Origin of the sequence: Pseudomonas sp. EA_35y_Pfl2_R5, from assembly GCF_963970805.1 — a bacterium.
In the GTDB taxonomy this organism is placed as follows: domain Bacteria; phylum Pseudomonadota; class Gammaproteobacteria; order Pseudomonadales; family Pseudomonadaceae; genus Aquipseudomonas.
This window is the reverse complement of the sequence record NZ_CAXAOW010000015.1, coordinates 46,102-64,997: the sequence shown is the minus strand read 5'-3', so window position 1 is coordinate 64,997 and position 18,896 is coordinate 46,102. Positions and strand designations below refer to the sequence as shown.

Here is an 18,896-nt window from a genome sequence, read left to right as displayed (position 1 = left end):
CAGCTACGCGCCCCGATCCACCCTAGTAGCCCTAGTAGCCCGGCTTGAGCGTTAACCCCCGGCCGGCATAGCCTCGACCGGACGCCGGCGGTAGATCCAGATCCGCTTAAGCACCGTGGCGAATTGGCTCCACAAGCTGCCGTTGTTATAGACCTGGCCGTAACGCTCGGCGATCCCGCGTACTTCCACGGCCAACGCCGCATAACGCCGCGCCGGCAGATCGGGGAACAGGTGGTGCTCGATCTGGTGGCTAAGGTTGCCGGTGAGGATATGGAACAGCGGTCCGCCGTTGAGGTTGCTGGAACCGCGCAGCTGACGCAGGTACCAGTGACCGCGGCTCTCGCCGACCACCGACTCCTTGCTGAACACCGCCGCCTGCTCGGTAAAGTGACCGCAGAAGATCACCGTAAAGGTCCACAGATTGCGGATCAGGTTGGCCACGGCATTACCGGCCAGCACCGCCACGGCATTGGCCCCAAGCGGCAGCGCCAGCAGCGGGAAGAACAGGTAATCCTTGCCCCACTGCCGCAGGATCTTGGCGTTGAACTGCTTGATCAGCGGGCGCACCTCGTCCTTGCTCATTCGCCCCTTGTAGACCTTGTCCAGACGCAGGTGCTGCACCGCGATCGAATACTGGAACAGCACCGCCTGAATCGTCACCCACAGCGGCTGCCAACGGTAGAACGGCTTCCAGCGCTGCTCAGGGAATAGCCGCACCACGCCATAGCCGACGTCATCGTCCATGCCCAGCACATTGGTCCAGGTGTGGTGCACGTGGTTGTGGGTGTGCCGCCAAAAATCACTCGGCCCGGCGATATCCCACTCGTAGCTGCGCCCGGCGAACTCGGGATCGTTCATCCAGTCGTACTGGCCGTGCATTACGTTATGGCCCAGCTCCATATTCTCCAGAATCTTGCCCAGGCCCAGTAGCAGCGTGCCGAGCAGCCAGGTCGGCGGAAACCAGCCGAGCATCAGCAGACCGCGCCCACTCCAGCAACAGCAGCGCACCGCCGCGCGAATACGGCGGATATAGCGCGCATCCACCTCGCCCAGATCGGCCAGCGTACGTTGGCGCAGAGCGTCCAGCTCGTTGCCGAAGGCGTTCATTTCATCAGCAGAGAGTTCGCAATCACGACGCATGGGGATTCCCTCGCAAGTTAAAGATCAATCTCAACATCAGTGTGCGGCGCGCTGACACACAAGCGGATCGGCTGACCCGGCTCGCTAAACAGCACGCCGCTGCGCAAGTCGCGCACCGTGCCGCTAAGCAAGGTGCAGGTGCAGCTGGCGCAGATACCCTGGCGACAGCCATGCACCGGCTGCAGACCATGAGCCTCGGCCTGTTCCAGCAAGCTGTGCTGATTATTGGCAGTCGCCTGCTGATGGCTGCGGACAAACCCCAGGCGCACCTGGCGCAGGCTGACGTCGGCGCGCAGCACATGCGCAGTGAAGGCCTCGACCTGCAGCGCACCGGGCAAGCTGGCGGCCTGCCACCACTGCTGCACCTGGGCGACAAACCCCGCCGGACCGCAGGCCAGTACACGGCGCTGATCCAGCTCCATCACCTCGGCCAGATGCTCGCCGGTGAAGCGTCCAGCCAACCCTTCCGGCTCAACACCAGCGGCGGTCAGCGACCAGCGCACCTGCAGATTGCTGTGCTGCGCCTGCAAAGCCTGTAACTCGGCGACAAAACCGCGCTGGCCCTGCTTACGCACGTAATGCAGCAGCGTGATCGGCGCACTAAAACCCTGAGCCAGCGCAGCGCGCAACATGCCCAACAGCGGCGTGATACCACTGCCAGCGGCGAGCAGCAGCACAGCCTGCTGCGCCCCTGGCCAGCTCAGCTCGCCATACACCGGCCCCAGCTCCAGCACATCGCCCACCGCCAGATGCTCCAGCAGATAGGGCGAAACGAGGCCACCCGCCTGATGCTTGACCGCGATCTGCACACGGCCATTCGGCTGCACCGCCGTCAGGCTGTAACTGCGGCTCAGGCGTACGCCATCACGTTCGAGATACAGCTGCAGATGCTGCCCCGGCTGCGCGCCGCGCCAGTTGCCGTTGGCCTGCAGGGTCAGTTCAAGCATGTCATCGGCAACCCACTGGCGCTGGGTGACCCGGGCGAACACCCGATTCAGCCGCAGCGCCGGGTGCAGCAACTTCAACCCGGCATCGACATCACTTTCCCGCAGCCAGCCGTGGGCGACCAGCACGCGCAATGGATACAGCAGGCTGGCAAGCCCGCGTACCCAGGCAAAAGGAAGAAGGGCCATGGCGAGACTCCAGTGAACAATTGCTCACCAGATTGGCAGAGCACACCAATTCAGTCAACAGATGTACACTCAAAGCCAGGAACGCATGCACGGTTCGACGTAAACAATGAGCGTTTGTTAGAGTGCTGCGCTGATTTCGCCATGCAGAGCCATGCCCGCTTGAAACCACTACAACCGCGCGCCGAACAAAAACTGCAAACCCGCCACGCCCTGATGGACGCAGCGCGCAGCCTGATGGACAGCGGCCGTGGCTTTGGCAGCCTGAGCCTGCGCGAAGTGGCGCGCTGCGCCGGCATCGTGCCGACTGGCTTCTACCGGCACTTCGAGGATATGGACGCCCTGGGCCTGGCGCTGATCGCCGAAGTCGACGAAACCTTCCGCGAAACCATCCGCCAGGTACGCCATCACGAGTTCGAAGTGGGCGGCGTGATCGACGCTTCGGTGCGCATCTTCCTCGACGCCGTAGCAGCCAATCGCTCGCAGTTTCTGTTTCTCGCCCGCGAGCAGTACGGCGGCTCACTGCTGGTACGCCAGGCCGTGGGCGCGCTGCGCGAACGCATCACCGCCGACCTGGTGGCGGATCTTGCGGCCATGCCGAAACTGCAACACTTCGACGCCCCGGCGCAGAATGTGATCGCCGACCTGGTGGTAAAAACCGTATTCGCCACCCTGCCCGAGCTGATCGACCCACCTGTAGCAACCCTGCCAATGCACGCCTCCCCCGAGGTGAAGATGATCGAGCAGCTGCGTTTTATCTTTATCGGTGCCAAGCACTGGCAGGGTCTGGGCCAGCACAACAACTAAATCAGCAACGCACCAAAAGCGCGCGCGAACTCAACGCACGCACCAAAGCACAGCTCATCACGCTCTAATTTCAGCCACACACCCCCTGGCGCCGCGCTCTGCGTGGTGCAAAGGCAGCTTGGCAAGGCACTTGCTCTATAACCGGCATTGAACTGCCGGAAACTGCCCCATGTTGGTGATCCACCGCCGTATTGCCGCCCAGCCACACTGGGACGCCGAACTCGAACTGAGCTTCGAGGCCCGCAGCAAAAGTCGCCTGCGTTGCTTCAGCCGCACGGGCGAGGATGTCGGCCTGTTCCTTGAGCGAGGCCAACCGGCCCTGCACGACGGCGAATGCCTGCAAGCCGAAGACGGCCGCATTGTCCGCGTCGTCGCCCGCCCCGAGCCGCTTCTGCACGTCACCTGCGCCAACCCTTTCGAACTGATGCGCGCCGCCTATCACCTGGGCAACCGCCATGTCGCCCTGCAACTCGGCGATGGCTGGCTGCGCCTGCCGGATGACTACGTGCTCAAGGCCATGCTCGAACAGCTCGGCGCGACAGTGGAGCTGATCGAAGCGCCCTACCAACCCGAGCAAGGCGCCTATGGCGGCGGCCATCACCACTCGCATGCCGGCGATGCCGAATTCAGTTATGCGCCGCGCCTGCATCAGTTTGGTGCGCGCAAGTGAATAAAGCCTGGCAGCTATTGAGGCTCGCCAGCCCGCAGCTGCCGATTGGCGGTTATAGCTATTCCCAGGGTCTGGAAATGGCGGTGGAACAGGGCCTGGTCGATAACGCAGAAAGTGCCGAGCGCTGGATCGCCGATCAGCTGCTGCTCAATCTCGCCCGCTTTGAAGCGCCGTTGCTGCTCGCCCATTGCCAGGTCGCCGCGAGCGAGGATTGGGCACAGCTGCGTAACCTCTCCGAACAACAACGCGCCAGCCGCGAAACCCGCGAGTTGCGCCTGGAAAGCCGGCAGATGGGTTACTCCCTGCAGCAACTGCTGAGCGGTTTGCCGGAGCTGGATCAGCCGGCGCAGCAGCTGTTTAGCGAGTTGGACGAACCCGGCCTGGCCGTCGGCTGGGCGCTGGCGGCGCGGGCCTGGCAGATCGAGCCAGAGGATGCCCTCGCCGCCTGGCTCTGGGGCTGGCTGGAAAACCAGCTGGCGGTGCTGATGAAAACCCTGCCGCTGGGCCAGCAAGCCGCCCAGCGCCTGACCTCGCAACTGCTGCCACTGCTGGATCAGGTGCAGCGCCAGGCCAGCGAACTGCAACCACAACACTGGGGCAGCGCCGCCTTCGGCCTGGCCCTGACGAGCATGGCGCACGAGCGCCAGTACAGCCGTTTATTCAGGTCGTAACAGATAAACCTGTAGGAGCGGGCCATGCCCGCGATCAGCTTTCGCGGGCATGGAACTAGGCGTCGCCCCCGCTCCTACGTGAACGAACTCAGTCGCCCGTGGCAATAGCCTCGGCCGACACTCAAGTGAAGATGGGAGTGAGACAACGCTATGAACAGCCAACCCCTGCGTATCGGCATCGGTGGCCCGGTCGGTTCCGGCAAGACCGCCCTGACCCTGGCCCTGTGCCTGGCCCTGCGCGAGCGCTACAACCTGGCGGTGGTGACCAACGACATCTACACCCAGGAAGACGCGCAGTTTCTGGTGCGCAATGAAGCGCTGGCGCCGGAGCGGATCATCGGCGTAGAAACCGGCGGCTGCCCGCACACGGCGATCCGTGAAGACGCCTCAATCAACCTGGAAGCGGTCGACCAACTCAACCGGCGCTTTCCGGGGCTGGATCTGATCATCGTCGAGTCCGGCGGCGACAACCTCTCGGCCACCTTCAGCCCGGAGCTGTCAGATCTGACCATCTATGTGATCGACGTATCGGCCGGCGACAAGCTGCCGCGCAAAGGCGGCCCTGGCATCTGCAAGTCCGATCTGTTGGTGATCAACAAGGTCGACCTGGCCCCGCTGGTCGGCGCCTCACTGGAGGTGATGGAGCGCGACACCCTGAAGATGCGTGGCGACAAGCCATTCGTGTTTAGCAACCAGAAGATCGGCCAGGGGCTGGAGCAGATCATCGCCTTTATCGAACAACACGGAATGCTCACCGCAGCCTGAGAACCTGCTTACGATCTGCTGCGCGTCGGCCATTCGGCGTTAAAAACAACCTCGGAATGCTCATTTACAGCTCGTAAACTCCGCTTCCTCGGCTGTTTTTGCCTTGACTGGCTCTAGCTCGCGAGATCGTAAACAGGTTCTAGATACACCCATACTCAGTCAAGGAGACACCCCATGAACCTGCGCAAAACCCTGTTCGCCATTGCCCTGTTTCTCAGCCCCGCTGTGGCCTTCGCCCACGCCGGCCACGACCACTCTGGGCTGATGGCCGGCCTGGCCCACCCGGTATTCGGTCTCGATCACCTGCTGGCGATGCTCGCCGTCGGCCTGTGGGCCGCGCAGCAAACCGGCGCGGCACGCTGGGCGCTGCCGCTGACCTTTGTCGGCAGCATGCTGGTCGGCGGCCTACTCGGCTTTAACGGCCTGCAGATTCCGCTGATGGAAACCGGCATCGCCGCCTCGGTACTGGCTTTCGGTCTGCTGGTGGCCGTGGCCATCCGCCTGCCAATGGTTATCGCCATCGCCCTGACCGCACTGTTCGCCCTGACTCACGGCGTCGCCCACGGCCTGGAGCTGCCGGAACCGGCCAGCCCATGGGGCTATGCCGCAGGTTTCGTGGTCGCCACCGCCGCTCTGCACGCCAGCGGCTACGCCCTGGTACGTCTGCTGCCGCAAGCTGCCGCGCCAGTGGTGCGCGTACTCGGCGCCGCCTCGGCAGTAACCGGCGCCTGGCTGCTGGCAGGCTGAGTTGCTTGCGCGGGTGGACGACCAACGTCCATCCATATCCGCCACGCCAGCCTCCCCTGACCGCAAAGGTCGCTAGGCTGGCGCATTTCGCCTCTCGCTCAGCCGCCACGGCTTTGTCATAGTCGAGGCGTATTAAACCCCCTCCCCCATTGACTGCCCTGGACCGTGACCATGCTGCGCGTCGCCCGCTTTCTCTCTGTTCCACTGCTGTTGCTTGCCATCGCCCTCGGCGTACTGGCCCTGACCAGCAAACCGGCCCAACCGGCGGCGGTGCTCAGCAACTTTGCCGAACAACCGCTGGTTATCGCCCATCGTGGCGGCAAAGGCCTGTGGCCGGAGAACAGCCTGTTTGCCTTCCAGCGCGCCAGCGCCCTGGGCGTGGACATGCTGGAGATGGACCTGCACCTGTCCAGTGACGGCGAGCTGGTGGTGATCCACGACAGCACCCTGGAGCGCACCACCGATGGCGAAGGCCCGGTTGCCGCGCTCAGCCTGGCGCAATTGCAAGCGCTGGACGCCGGTTACCGCTGGAGCGCCGATGGCGGCCAGAGCTACCCCTACCGTGACCAGGGCGTGCGTATCCCGACCTTTACCGAGGTGCTCGAACGTTTCCCCAGCATCCCCAAGGTGATTGAAATCAAGGTGCCGGATGTCGGCATGGAAGCGCTGCTGTGTGATGCCCTTGAGGCGTACCAGCAACGCGACCGGGTGATCGTCGGCAGCTTCTATGACCGCAGCCTGCAACTGTTCCGCGAACAGTGCCCCGGTGTGGCCACCTCCGCCGGGCCAGGCTCGGTACGCCTGCTAGTGGCGCTCAACTGGGTCGGCCTGGGTAGCCTGCTGTCACCCTCTTACCAGGCGCTGCAGATTCCCGAAGCCCACGGCGGCCTGCCCGTTGCCAGCCCAAGCCTGCTCAAAACCGCCGCGCAGCGCGGGCTGAACGTGCAGCTGTGGACCATCAATGAACAACCGGACATGCGCCGCCTGCTCGACCTCGGTGCCCACGCGCTCATCACTGACTACCCAGACCGCGCCCTGCAGGTGCTGGGGCGCTCGACACAAATCAGCGCCTTGGAAGACTGAGCACCCCACTCTGTACAAAAAACAACCTATCGCGTTCAGGCCACGCCCGCTATGGCCTGAACACAAGCGTGCGCAGCTTATCCACAGATCACTCCACAGCAACCTGGGATAAGTTATCCACCGCGCGCCGCAGCCCTGCGGCAAACCCTTGAAATAACGTGATTAATGCTTGACTCGGCAGAGCGGAAATGACGTATTTCGAGACTTCGGCAAGCTGCTCAAAAATCGATCAAAACGCGCAAAACCAGGCCTTATCAGCCTCACAGCCAGGCATACCAGAGTTATCAACAGCTCTACCCACAGTAGTCGTGGACAACTTTAGCGCTACCCCATAACGACCTGAATAACCAGGCTAACCTGTTGTTTTTACGATAAATAACGGGCTGATCAAAAAGCGTACAAACATCGCAAGCGGCTATACGACTAGGCCTACAAGCGCCTACGCCCACCTTATCCACAGCTCGCTCCACAGTCTTTGTGCACAACTGAACAAGTTCTGCCGCAATGGCTGTACATAACACTAAAGCGGCTTTCGGCTATGACCCTCATCAAGACAATCAACAGCCCAACAGCAGGGTACAAGCGTAACGTCACTCCACCCACCAAGGAGATACGTCCATGCCGCTCAATGACCTATTACGCAGCCTGCTCGCCGCCTATGCCAGTGGCGCCTGTGGTTCGTGCGGAAATACCAGCGACTGAACTGTACCGGCGATTTTTCGTGTACTGCGGCAAAACTGGGTTTGTCGCCTATGGCTGATGCGTGCTGACTCACGTATAAATCTGCGCACTATTGCCTACAGATCTGCCTACAGATCTGCCTGCAGATCTGCCTGCAGTTCTGCCAGGCGATTCGCCCCAGAAACCGTAGAAAGGAATCCGACCCATGGCCGGCGCTAGCCTGTTAACCCTGCTCGATGATATTGCCGCCGTTCTTGACGATGTGGCGGTAATGACCAAAGTCGCCGCCAAGAAAACCGCCGGCGTACTCGGCGATGACCTGGCGCTGAATGCCCAGCAGGTCAGTGGCGTGCGCGCCGAACGTGAGCTGCCGGTGGTCTGGGCGGTGGCCAAAGGCTCGTTCAAGAACAAGCTGATTCTGGTGCCGGCCGCCCTACTGATCAGCGCCTTCGCACCTTGGGCGATTATCCCGCTGCTGATGTTCGGCGGCGCCTTCCTCTGCTACGAAGGCTTCGAGAAGCTGGCGCACAAATTTCTCCACAGCAAAGCCGACGATCAGGCGCAGCACGCAGAACTGCTGCACGCCGTGGCCGACCCTGAGGTAGATATGCTGGCCTTTGAGAAGGACAAGATCAAAGGCGCGATCCGCACCGACTTTATTCTCTCGGCGGAAATCATCGCCATCACCCTCGGCACCGTGGCCCTGGCCAGTTTCGGCAAACAAGTGGCCGTGCTGTCGGGCATTGCCATCGTGATGACCATCGGCGTGTATGGGCTGGTGGCGGGTATCGTCAAACTGGACGATGCCGGTCTGTACCTTAACCAGCGCGGCGGCGAAGGCTTGGGCGGCCGCCTGCAACGCAGCTTCGGTCGGGGCATTCTATTTACCGCACCGTACATGATGAAGGGCCTGTCGATTCTCGGCACCGCGGCGATGTTTATGGTCGGTGGTGGCATCCTCACCCACGGTGTGCCTGCGTTGCACCACGGCATCGAACACCTCGCCGTCGAACTGGCAACTAGCAACGGCCTACTCGCGGCCCTGCTGCCAACCTTACTCAACGCCATCGCTGGGATAATCGCCGGCGCCATCGCCCTGCTGCTGGTCAATCTAGCCACGCGCCTGCGGAAAACCATCAAGCGCTAGGCCGACAGCGGCCTGCCCGCGCCCCTGTCTAGGGGCGCGATAGATTCAAACTCAGCAATCCCCTTGCAGGCTGGCAATCCAGCGCTGCAGCACCTCGACGCCTTCGGCATGCACAGTGGAGCGGCCCAGCTCCGGCATCATAATGCTTGGATCGACGCTCTCCACACGAAACAGCAGCACCGACTTGTCCGGTTGGCCTGGGTGAATATCCACCAGCCGGTCACCCGAACCTTTACCGGCGGCCACCGGCTGTTTGCACAGACCGTAGCTGATGCCGATGGCCGTGGCCGGGTCGAGCAGCAGCCCTGAAGTACGCCCCGGACCCTTGGGGTTGTGGCAGTGGCTGCAGTTGGCATCCAGGTAACTGCGCGCCTGCTGCTCCAGGCTCTCGTCTGGGCGCGGGGCCGGCCATAAGGCGTTCTGCGGCACGCCCTGCAACTCGGCCGGCAAACCCTGCAGGCGGCCCAATTGCTGCCAGTGCTGCAACTGATTGTGCGTGCCATCGGCATAGGCAAAATCCTTGTTCAGTTGGCGCGCCTTGGGGCCCAGCGGATTAACGCCCTTGCCTGCGGTTTCCTCATGGCAACCAGCGCACTGGTTGGCGTCCGGCACCTGATAAGCCACCGCCTGAGTCGTGTCCTGGGCATCCAGCAGGCTCAGCTGGCGGCTGTCGCCAGCCCATTCCAGATGCGCCTCCTGTTGCTGTTCATCCCACACATAGGGCAATGCGACCCAGCCGTCCTGCTGTTTAAGCAGGATGCGCGTTTCGATCAACTGCACCCGTGCCAACTCCAGGCCGCGCTGCGGATCGCGATCATCCTGTTCATTAAGCAGCAGCCGGCCCTGGGCATCCTTGGGGTAGTAGAAGGTCTTGCTCAGCACCGTGCCAACCGGGTAGTCGAAATGCGCCTCGGCGTAGGTTGCAGCCGTGCCCGCCGGCATCCAGACGGTGCGCAGCTTGTGTGCGTAGTCGGTGAACAACGGGGTATTCAGGTCATAGGGCAACGCCTCGGCAATCGGCGCAATAAAGCCGTCGGCGCGTTGCAGCATGCCCCACTCGCTGAGTGTTTCTGGGTAGTTGTCACCTTGCGGTAGGTACAGCGGCGCCGGCTGCTGCTCGCAACCGGCGAGCAGCAATAACGCTCCCAGTAACAAGCGACGCATCAAGTCCCCTGGTCGGCGTCAGCCGAAGCCAGTTTGACTGCCGGCAGCGGCGGCAGGCTGCAACGGTAGTCGGCCATTTCCGTGCTGATGTTCTTGTAGTTGTTCGGCCCGTCGACGTTGATCATCCCCGCATCGCCGTTGTTGATGCAGATCGCTCGATCAGCCGGCAGCTTGCCGTCGACCAGAATGTCGAGGTTGACGTAGCCATCCCAGAGAATATCCGGCAGGCGGCCGTTCAAGCCGAACTGGCTGACCTTCAGGGCCTTCAGCTCCAGGTGATCCGGGCTCTCGCCACCAGGGCCAAAGCGGTTGCCGTGAATATGGATACCTTCGGGATAGGGGTCGAAGTTCTCGGCGGTGGAGAGGTCGGTGTAACCGGTGCTGAAGTAGCTGCTGATGATCACGTTGGCGGTCTTGTGGTCGCCAATATCGTTGTCGAACACCTCGACATCATCGTTGGAGTTGATCACCACACCGGAACCTGCTGGCACGCTGGCCACCGGCGTACCCTTGTGGCCGAAGTTCTTGTGGTTGTTGCCTTCGATCTTGTTGCGGAACACCCGCGTTACTCGGCCGGCCTGCGGTAGGTTGGGCATGTTGAACACCAGAATACCGCCGGTGTTGCCAGTGGCGACGTTGTCATACACGTCGGCGTCGATGGTGTTTTCGATCTCGATGCCGGCGACGTTGCGCTCGGCGCGGCTGTTGCGTACCACCACATTGCGCGACTGGCCGACATAGATGCCGGCATCGGAGGCGCCAATAGCCACCGCACCGTCGATCAGAGTGTTCTCGGTCTGCACCGGGTAGATGCCGTAGGCGCCGTTTTCGGTAGCCGGGCCGTTGGTCCACTCGGTGCGCACGCGGCGGATAATGATGTTCTTGCCGCCTACCACTTTCAGCGAGTCACCCAGGGTGTCCTCGAAGGCGATGTCTTCGATGGTGAAATCCGAAGCGTCCACCAGCAGGCCTTCGGCGCCGGACTTCTGCCCCTTGAAGCTCAAGATGGTCTTGTCCATGCCCGCGCCCTTGATGGTCACACCGCTGACTTTCAGGCTCAGGCTGCGGTCAAGCTGGTAGGTGCCGGCAGGAATCTCGATCACGCTGCCAGGCTTGGCCTTGATCAGCTGGGTCTGCAGGTCTTTCTGAAAATCCAGATCGGCCACCGGGGCCGGTTCTTCGCTACAGGCGGCAAGCAGCACGGACAGGGTGAGCACGGAAAACGGGGCAAGGCGCATGGCAATCTCCAGCGTTTTTCTTATTAAGTGGAACGATAGTACCAATTAATAAGAAAAAGCCAAGCCCCGCACCAGCACAGCGCAACCCTCCCGACCAACAGCCAACCTACGCAGAGCGCCATGCATCCGTTACCATCGTCGGCAATTAAGCGAAGAGATGCGGTATGTATATCTATCGATTGGTACTGATCCTGGTGGTGGGGATCTACCTGTTCTCCCCGGCCATCATGGACTGGTGGATCGACCCCAACGGGGCCTGGTACCGCCCCTATCTGCTGTGGCTGATCCTGATAGTCGTGACCTTCATCCTTCAGAGTCAGCGGGATGCCGATGAACTCTGACCTGCTGCGGCGCGACGTACGTGACCACTCCTCACCCTTATTCGCTTCAGAGCCAACGTGATGCTGACGAGCTTTAGCCTGAGCCAGCTGATCCTGATCAGCGCGGCCTACCTTCTTATCCTGTTCGGCGTGGCCTGGATCAGTGAACACGGCCTGATTCCGCGCTGGGTGATCCGTCACCCGCTGACCTACACCTTGTCACTCGGCGTCTACGCCAGCGCCTGGGCCTTTTACGGCACAGTGGGCCTGGCCTACCAATATGGCTATGGCTTTCTCGCCAGTTACCTGGGGGTGTCCGGGGCGTTTCTGCTGGCTCCGGTGCTGCTCTACCCGATTCTGCGCATCACCCGCACCTACCAGCTGTCATCACTGGCCGACCTGTTCGCTTTCCGTTTTCGCAGCACCTGGGCTGGCGCCCTGACCACGTTATTTATGCTGGTCGGCGTATTGCCCTTGCTGGCGTTGCAGATTCAGGCGGTGGCCGACTCCATCGGCATTCTCACCCGCGAGCCGGTGCAGGAGCGTGTGGCGCTGGCCTACTGCGGGCTGATCATTCTGTTCACCATCCTGTTCGGCGCTCGGCATATCGCCACCCGCGAAAAACATGAAGGGCTGGTGTTCGCCATCGCCTTCGAGTCGGTGGTCAAACTGGTAGCAATCAGCGCTATTGGCCTGTACGCCCTGTATGGCGTATTCGATGGCCCGCAAGAGCTGCAATCCTGGCTGGTGCAGAACCAGTCCTCGCTGACCAGCCTGCACACCCCGCTGCAGGAAGGCCCCTGGCGCACCCTGTTGCTGGTGTTCTTCGCCTCAGCCATCGTCATGCCGCACATGTACCACATGACCTTTACCGAGAACCTCAACCCGCGCGCCATGGTCAGTGCCAGCTGGGGCCTGCCGCTGTTTCTACTGCTGATGAGCCTGGCGGTGCCGCTGATTCTCTGGGCCGGGCTGAAGCTGGGCGCAACCACCAACCCGGAATACTTCACCCTCGGCGTCGGCATCGCGGTCAACAGCCAAACCCTGGCGCTGATTGCCTATGTCGGTGGCCTCTCAGCCTCCAGTGGATTGATCATCGTCACCACCCTGGCGCTGTCCGGCATGGTGCTCAACCATGTGGTGCTGCCGCTGTATCAGCCACCGTCGGAAGGCAATATCTACCGCTGGCTGAAGTGGACCCGCCGCGCGCTGATTTTGCTGGTCATCATGGCCGGCTACGGCTTCTATCTATTGCTCGGCGCCGAACAGGATCTGGCCAACCTGGGCATCGTTGCCTTTGTCGCCACCCTGCAGTTCCTCCCTGGCGTACTCTCGGTGCTGTACTGGCCGACCGCCAACCGCAAAGGCTTTATCGCTGGGTTGCTGGCGGGGATCGGCGTGTGGGTGGTGAGCATGCTGCTGCCGATGCTCGGCAACCTGCAGGGGCTGTACCTGCCCTGGTTCAACGTCATCTATGTACTGGATGACAGCAGCTGGCACCTGGCGGCCATCGGCTCGCTGGCGGCCAACGTACTGGTGTTCACCCTGGTGTCGCTGTTTACCGAAGCCAGCCCGGAAGAAAAAAGCGCCGCCGAAGCCTGCGCCGTGGATAACGTACGCCGCCCGCAGCGCCGCGAACTGCTGGCGGCCTCGCCGCAGGAATTTGCCGCGCAACTGGCCAAACCCCTGGGCGCCAAGACCGCCCAGCATGAGGTCGAGCAGGCCCTGCGCGACCTGCATTTGCCGTTCGATGAAGGCCGCCCCTATGCCCTGCGTCGCCTGCGTGATCGCATCGAGGCCAACCTCTCCGGCCTGATGGGCCCCAGCGTGGCCCAGGACATTGTCGAAACCTTCCTGCCTTATAAAGCCGGCAGCGAAACCTACGTCACCGAAGACATCCACTTTATCGAGAACCGCCTGGAGGACTACCACTCGCGCCTCACGGGCCTGGCGGCCGAACTCGACACCCTGCGCCGTTACCACCGCCAGACCCTGCAGGAGCTGCCGATGGGCGTCTGCTCGCTGGCCAAGGATCAGGAAATCCTGATGTGGAACAAGGCCATGGAGGAGCTCACCGAAATCCCCGCGCAACGCGTGGTCGGTTCGCGCTTAAATACCCTGGGCGAGCCCTGGCGCGGCCTGCTGCAGAACTTTATCGAACTGCCCGACGAGCACTTGCACAAACAGCGCCTGGCCCTTGATGGCCAGACACGCTGGCTCAACCTGCACAAGGCGGCCATCGACGAGCCCCTGGCGCCCGGTAACAGTGGCCTGGTGTTGCTGGTTGAAGACCTCACGGAAACGCAGATGCTCGAAGACAAGCTGGTGCATTCCGAGCGCCTGGCCTCCATCGGTCGCCTGGCCGCCGGGGTGGCGCATGAGATCGGCAACCCGATAACCGGTATCGCCTGCCTGGCGCAGAACCTGCGCGAAGAGCGCGAAGGCGACAGCGAGCTGACCGAGATCAGCGAGCAGATCATCGAACAGACCAAGCGCGTGTCGCGCATCGTGCAGTCGCTGATGAGCTTTGCCCATTCCGGCAGCCATCAGAACAGCGAAGAGCCGGTGTGCCTGGCCCAGGTGGCACAGGACGCCATCGCCCTGTTGGCCCTCAACCGGCGCAGCGTCGAAGTGCAGTTCTTCAATTTGTGCGATTCCGACCACTGGGTGGTCGGTGACCCGCAACGCCTGGCCCAGGTGCTGATCAACCTGCTGTCCAACGCCCGCGATGCTTCACCGCCGGGCAGCGCGATCCGCGTCAAGAGCGAACGTTTCGAGCACACCGTCGACCTCATCGTCGAGGACGAAGGCAGCGGTATTCCCAAGGCGATCATCGATCGTTTGTTCGAACCCTTCTTCACCACCAAGGACCCGGGCAAAGGTACGGGACTGGGCCTTGCACTGGTCTATTCGATCGTGGAAGAGCATTATGGACAGATAACAATCGACAGCCCGGCCGACCCCGAGCTTCAACGCGGCACCCGCATTAGGGTCAGCCTGCCGAGGCATGTCGAGGCGACGTCCATAGCGACTTAAACCAGCTACCAGCGAGCATGCCTGCCAGGCCCCTTAGCCCAGCGGCATGCCCCGAGACCGTCGAGAGACCGAATTGATGCCTCATATTTTGATCGTCGAAGACGAAACCATTATCCGCTCTGCCTTGCGTCGCCTGCTGGAACGTAACCAATACGAAGTCAGCGAAGCCGGCTCGGTGCAAGAAGCGCAAGAGCGCTTCAGCATCCCTAGCTTCGACCTGATCGTCAGCGACCTGCGCCTACCGGGCGCACCCGGCACCGAGCTGATCAAGCTCGGCCAGGGCACGCCAGTGCTGATCATGACCAGCTACGCCAGCCTGCGTTCGGCAGTCGACTCGATGAAGATGGGCGCGGTCGATTACATCGCCAAACCCTTCGACCACGACGAAATGCTTCAGGCCGTGGCACGCATTCTGCGCGACCACCAACAGGCCAAAAACACACCAGCGCCTGCTACCGGCACGGCGAAACCCAGCGCCGACAAGGTGGTGGATAACAGTAACGGCGAAATCGGCATCATCGGCTCCTGCGCCTCCATGCAGGAGATGTACAGCAAGATCCGCAAGGTCGCGCCCACCGACTCCAACGTACTGATTCAAGGTGAGTCCGGCACCGGTAAAGAGCTGGTTGCCCGCGCCTTGCACAACCTCTCACGCCGCGCCAAAGCGCCGCTGATTTCGGTAAACTGCGCCGCCATCCCGGAATCGCTGATCGAATCCGAACTGTTCGGCCACGAGAAAGGTGCCTTTACCGGCGCCAGCGCCGGCCGCGCAGGCCTGGTCGAAGCCGCTGACGGCGGTACATTGTTCCTCGATGAAATCGGTGAACTGCCCCTGGAAGCCCAGGCCCGTCTGCTGCGCGTACTACAGGAAGGCGAGATTCGCCGGGTTGGCTCGGTGCAATCGCAAAAAGTCGATGTGCGACTGATCGCCGCAACCCACCGTGACCTGAAAACCCTGTCGAAGATCGGCCAGTTCCGTGAAGACCTGTATTACCGCCTGCACGTGATCGCCCTGAAACTGCCACCGCTGCGTGAGCGCGGGGCTGACGTGATCGAAATCGCCCGCGCCTTCCTGATCCGTCAGAGCACTCGCCAGGGCCGGCTCGACCTGAGCTTTGCCAACGATGCCGAACAGGCCATCCGCCATTACCCCTGGCCAGGTAACGTGCGCGAACTGGAGAACGCCATTGAGCGCGCGGTGATTCTCTGCGAAGGCAACAGCATCTCGGCCGAACTACTGGGCATCGATATCGAGCTGGACGACCTGGAAGACGACTTCACCGGCCTGCCCACGCAAAGCGGCGGTCTGGGGCATGAGCCGAGCGAACCGACCGAAGACCTGTCACTGGAAGACTACTTCCAGCACTTCGTACTGGAACATCAGGACCATATGACCGAGACCGAACTGGCACGCAAACTCGGTATCAGCCGAAAATGCTTGTGGGAGCGCCGCCAGCGCCTGGGTATTCCACGGCGCAAATCTTCGGGCGCAACAGCAGGCTAGAGCGTCGCAGCTGGGTGACAGATGCGTGCGACAGAGGTTCCACAGTCTGTTACCCATTCAACACTTAGTAACAAAAGCCGGGTCTTATGGTAACGAGAACCCGGCTTTTTTATGCCGCACCGCCACCCCCATACCAGCTCAAGTCATTGTTTTTAAAGGATTTGTAAAAGCTGGCACGGGTTCTGCTTTATTGCTGGCACAACAACAATAACAAGCACGCTTCAAACCTAATAAAAATAAGACGTACCGACTCCAGCACAATAAAAACAACAACGCGGAGGCGCAGCTAACTGATTCTTTTGGAAAGGAATTGCCTTTGGGGTTCGCCCCAAAACCAGGCTGAGAATAATAAAACTGCCCTAAGGCAGCGCCAGAACTGGTTGGGTCACTGTGTGATCATGGCAGCATCAGCATCCAAAGAAATCCGTTTGCTCTTGATTCCCAGCTTGGGAAGTTTTCCAAAAGTCCTTGACTGGATGGAACGGGTAAATCAACAAAAACAACAAGCCCGCCATAATAATAAAAAAAGAGCACGCACCAATTTGGGGGGGAGCTTCGGCTCCCCCAGTAGCTTCAAACTCCCCGCCTGCAGTAGTCTCCCGCCGTTTCCTGCATCAACCCCCGACTCAATGCTAGAATCCGCGCCATTCCTGCGGCCGGCATATACTCTGGCCAGTCATTTAGTCAAACAGTGCCTCCCATGCTGAAAAAGCTGTTCAAGTCCTTTCGTACCCCCATCCGCCGTGGCAAACACTCGCACAGCACGCCCGAAGTGTTGAGCCGCAGCCAGCACCCTATCGAGCGCGGTGAAATCAGCCGCTACGCCATCAGCGTGGTCGAACGCCTACAACAGGCCGGCTACCAGGCGTATCTGGTCGGTGGTTGCGTGCGCGACCTGCTGCTGGATATCGACCCCAAGGATTTCGACGTGGCCACCAGCGCTACGCCGGAACAAGTGCGTGCCGAGTTCCGCAACGCGCGGGTAATCGGTCGGCGCTTCAAGCTGGTTCACGTGCATTTCGGCCGCGAGATCATCGAAGTCGCCACCTTCCGCGCCAACCATCCCGAAGGCGATGAAGAAGAGAACAGCAGCCTGTCCTCACGCAACGAGAGCGGACGCATCCTGCGCGACAACGTGTATGGCAGCCTGGAAGACGACGCTCAGCGCCGCGACTTCACCATCAATGCGCTGTATTACGACCCAAGCACCGAGCGCATTCTCGATTACGCCAATGGCGTGCACGATATTCGCAATCACCTGATCCGCCTGATCGGTGACCCGACCCAGCGCTACCAGGAAGACCCGGTGCGCATGCTCCGTGCCGTGCGTTTTGCCGCCAAGTTGGATTTCGACATCGAGAAACACAGCGCCGCGCCGATCTACAAACTGGCTCCGCTGCTCGGCGGCATCCCCGCCGCACGCCTGTTCGATGAAGTGCTCAAGCTGTTTCTCGCTGGCTACGCGGTGTACACCTACGAGTTGCTGGTCGACTACGGCCTGTTCGGTCAACTGTTTCCGGCCAGCGCCGAAGCGCTAAAACTCAACCCGGACTACACCGACCTGTTGATCCGTAACGCGCTGGATAATACCGACCTACGTATCCATCAGGGCAAGACAGTTACTCCGGCGTTCCTTCTTGCAGCACTGCTGTGGCCAGCTCTGCCGGCCCGCGTGATCAAACTGCAGGACCGCGGCATGCCGCCGATCCCGGCCATGCAGGAAGCGGCTCACGAGCTGATCAGCGAGCAATGCCAGCGTATCGCCGTGCCCAAGCGCTTCACCATGCCGATCCGCGAAATCTGGGATATGCAGGAACGCCTGCCGCGTCGCAGCGGCAAACGCGCCGATATGCTGCTGGAAAATCCACGCTTCCGCGCCGGTTACGATTTCCTTCTGCTGCGTGAAAGCGCCGGCGAGCAAACCGGCGGCCTCGGCGACTGGTGGACCCGCTATCAGGACGTCAGCGACAGCGAACGCCGCAATATGATCCGCGACCTCAGCAGCAAGGACGACGGCCCCGGTGCGCCGCGCAAGCGCAAACGCAGCAACAGCAAGCGCAAACGTGGCCCAGGTAGTGACGCCAGCAGCCCCGCCGCGAGTGAATAATGGAGCGCGTGTATATTGGCCTGGGCAGTAACCTGGCCACCCCGCTCGAACAACTACGCAGCGCCCTGGCCGCCCTGGCCGCGCTGCCGCACTCCCACCTGATCGCTCAATCGTCCTTCTATGCCAGCGACCCACTGGGCCCCGCGGATCAGCCGCGCTATGTAAACGCGGTGGCTGCGCTGGATACCCAGCTCAGACCTCTGGAGCTGCTCGATGCCCTGCAAACCATCGAGCAGGAACAGGGCCGCACGCGCAAAGCCGAACGCTGGGGACCACGCACCCTCGATCTGGATATCCTGCTGTTCGGTGAACGCCAGCTGAATGAACCACGCCTGACCGTGCCGCACTACCATATGCACGCCCGTGCTTTTGTCCTTTACCCGCTGGCTGAGATCGCCCCTGACCTACAGCTGCCGAATGGCCGAACACTGGCTGAGCTGCTTGATGCCTGCCCTTACATAGGGCTGGAGCGCCTCAGCGCAGCAGAGCTGACCTGAAAGCAGGGCGATCTCGACTGCCGGGTCATGCAGCCGCTGCAGCACTAACCCCGGCGGCCAGTCGGCACATTGGCGGTAACGCCAGTAACAGGCCGGTAACACCTGCAATTGACTTCGAGCCCCCCCATCAGGACTATAGGCGTCCCGTTGCCCCGCACCGGTGCAATTCGCGGCCAATGCAGGCCAACT

16 protein-coding genes are annotated in these 18,896 nt (G+C 61.6%); 12 read left to right on the top strand and 4 right to left on the bottom strand.

What is annotated here, in order from left to right:
• Positions 1-51 precede the first annotated feature (51 nt).
• On the bottom strand, positions 52-1,140 hold the full coding sequence (locus AACX99_RS19185) for a fatty acid desaturase family protein (protein ID WP_339414029.1): 1,089 nt from the start codon (positions 1,138-1,140) through the stop codon (positions 52-54).
• A 17-nt stretch (positions 1,141-1,157) separates the two neighbouring features.
• On the bottom strand, positions 1,158-2,273 hold the full coding sequence (locus tag AACX99_RS19180) for a ferredoxin reductase (protein WP_339414028.1): 1,116 nt from the start codon (positions 2,271-2,273) through the stop codon (positions 1,158-1,160).
• A gap of 141 nt (positions 2,274-2,414) precedes the next feature.
• On the opposite strand from AACX99_RS19180, the gene AACX99_RS19175 reads away from it, so the two are divergent.
• The 7 genes from AACX99_RS19175 (at position 2,415) to AACX99_RS19145 (ending at position 8,841) form a co-directional block, all read left to right on the top strand.
• Positions 2,415-3,077, top strand: a complete 663-nt coding sequence (locus tag AACX99_RS19175) for a TetR family transcriptional regulator (RefSeq protein WP_339414027.1) — start codon at positions 2,415-2,417, stop codon at positions 3,075-3,077.
• A 169-nt stretch (positions 3,078-3,246) separates the two neighbouring features.
• Positions 3,247-3,747 carry an urease accessory protein UreE gene (gene ureE / locus AACX99_RS19170; RefSeq protein WP_339414026.1) on the top strand — a complete coding sequence of 167 codons (501 nt, stop codon included), beginning with the start codon at positions 3,247-3,249 and terminating at the stop codon, positions 3,745-3,747.
• Complete coding sequence (locus tag AACX99_RS19165; protein ID WP_339414025.1) at positions 3,744-4,418, top strand: urease accessory protein UreF; 675 nt, start codon at positions 3,744-3,746, stop codon at positions 4,416-4,418. Before ureE ends, AACX99_RS19165 begins: the two co-directional genes overlap by 4 nt.
• Before the next feature lie 150 nt (positions 4,419-4,568).
• Positions 4,569-5,183 carry an urease accessory protein UreG gene (gene ureG, locus AACX99_RS19160; protein ID WP_305594440.1) on the top strand — a complete coding sequence of 205 codons (615 nt, stop codon included), beginning with the start codon at positions 4,569-4,571 and terminating at the stop codon, positions 5,181-5,183.
• A gap of 174 nt (positions 5,184-5,357) precedes the next feature.
• Positions 5,358-5,930 carry a HupE/UreJ family protein gene (locus AACX99_RS19155; protein ID WP_339414024.1) on the top strand — a complete coding sequence of 191 codons (573 nt, stop codon included), beginning with the start codon at positions 5,358-5,360 and terminating at the stop codon, positions 5,928-5,930.
• 171 nt (positions 5,931-6,101) lie between these two features.
• Complete coding sequence (locus AACX99_RS19150; RefSeq protein ID WP_339414023.1) at positions 6,102-7,013, top strand: glycerophosphodiester phosphodiesterase; 912 nt, start codon at positions 6,102-6,104, stop codon at positions 7,011-7,013.
• Between the two features lie 886 nt (positions 7,014-7,899).
• Entirely contained in the window at positions 7,900-8,841 is a 942-nt protein-coding gene (locus AACX99_RS19145; RefSeq protein ID WP_339414022.1) for a DUF808 domain-containing protein, read from the top strand.
• Between the two features lie 51 nt (positions 8,842-8,892).
• On the opposite strand, the gene AACX99_RS19140 is transcribed toward AACX99_RS19145, so the two are convergent.
• A complete protein-coding gene (locus AACX99_RS19140; protein ID WP_339414021.1) occupies positions 8,893-10,005 on the bottom strand; it encodes an SO2930 family diheme c-type cytochrome in 1,113 nt (370 codons plus the stop codon).
• Positions 10,005-11,243: a parallel beta-helix domain-containing protein gene (locus AACX99_RS19135; protein WP_339414020.1), complete on the bottom strand. Its 1,239-nt coding sequence runs from the start codon at positions 11,241-11,243 to the stop codon at positions 10,005-10,007. The genes AACX99_RS19140 and AACX99_RS19135 overlap by 1 nt, the downstream gene beginning before the upstream one ends.
• A 164-nt stretch (positions 11,244-11,407) precedes the next feature.
• On the opposite strand from AACX99_RS19135, the gene AACX99_RS19130 reads away from it, so the two are divergent.
• The 5 genes from AACX99_RS19130 to folK all read left to right on the top strand — a co-directional run bounded on the left by AACX99_RS19130 (position 11,408) and on the right by folK (position 18,707).
• Complete coding sequence (locus AACX99_RS19130) at positions 11,408-11,584, top strand: hypothetical protein (protein WP_003244646.1); 177 nt, start codon at positions 11,408-11,410, stop codon at positions 11,582-11,584.
• A gap of 60 nt (positions 11,585-11,644) precedes the next feature.
• Entirely contained in the window at positions 11,645-14,599 is a 2,955-nt protein-coding gene (locus AACX99_RS19125; protein WP_339414018.1) for a sensor histidine kinase, read from the top strand.
• A 76-nt stretch (positions 14,600-14,675) separates the two neighbouring features.
• Positions 14,676-16,103 carry a sigma-54-dependent transcriptional regulator gene (locus tag AACX99_RS19120; protein ID WP_339414017.1) on the top strand — a complete coding sequence of 476 codons (1,428 nt, stop codon included), beginning with the start codon at positions 14,676-14,678 and terminating at the stop codon, positions 16,101-16,103.
• Positions 16,104-16,803: 700 nt separating this feature from the next.
• Positions 16,804-18,210, top strand: a complete 1,407-nt coding sequence (locus AACX99_RS19115; RefSeq protein WP_339414016.1) for a polynucleotide adenylyltransferase PcnB — start codon at positions 16,804-16,806, stop codon at positions 18,208-18,210.
• Positions 18,210-18,707 (top strand): 2-amino-4-hydroxy-6-hydroxymethyldihydropteridine diphosphokinase, encoded by a 498-nt coding sequence (gene folK / locus AACX99_RS19110; protein ID WP_339414015.1) that lies wholly within the window; start codon positions 18,210-18,212, stop codon positions 18,705-18,707. Before AACX99_RS19115 ends, folK begins: the two co-directional genes overlap by 1 nt.
• The last annotated feature ends 189 nt before the right edge of the window (positions 18,708-18,896 follow it).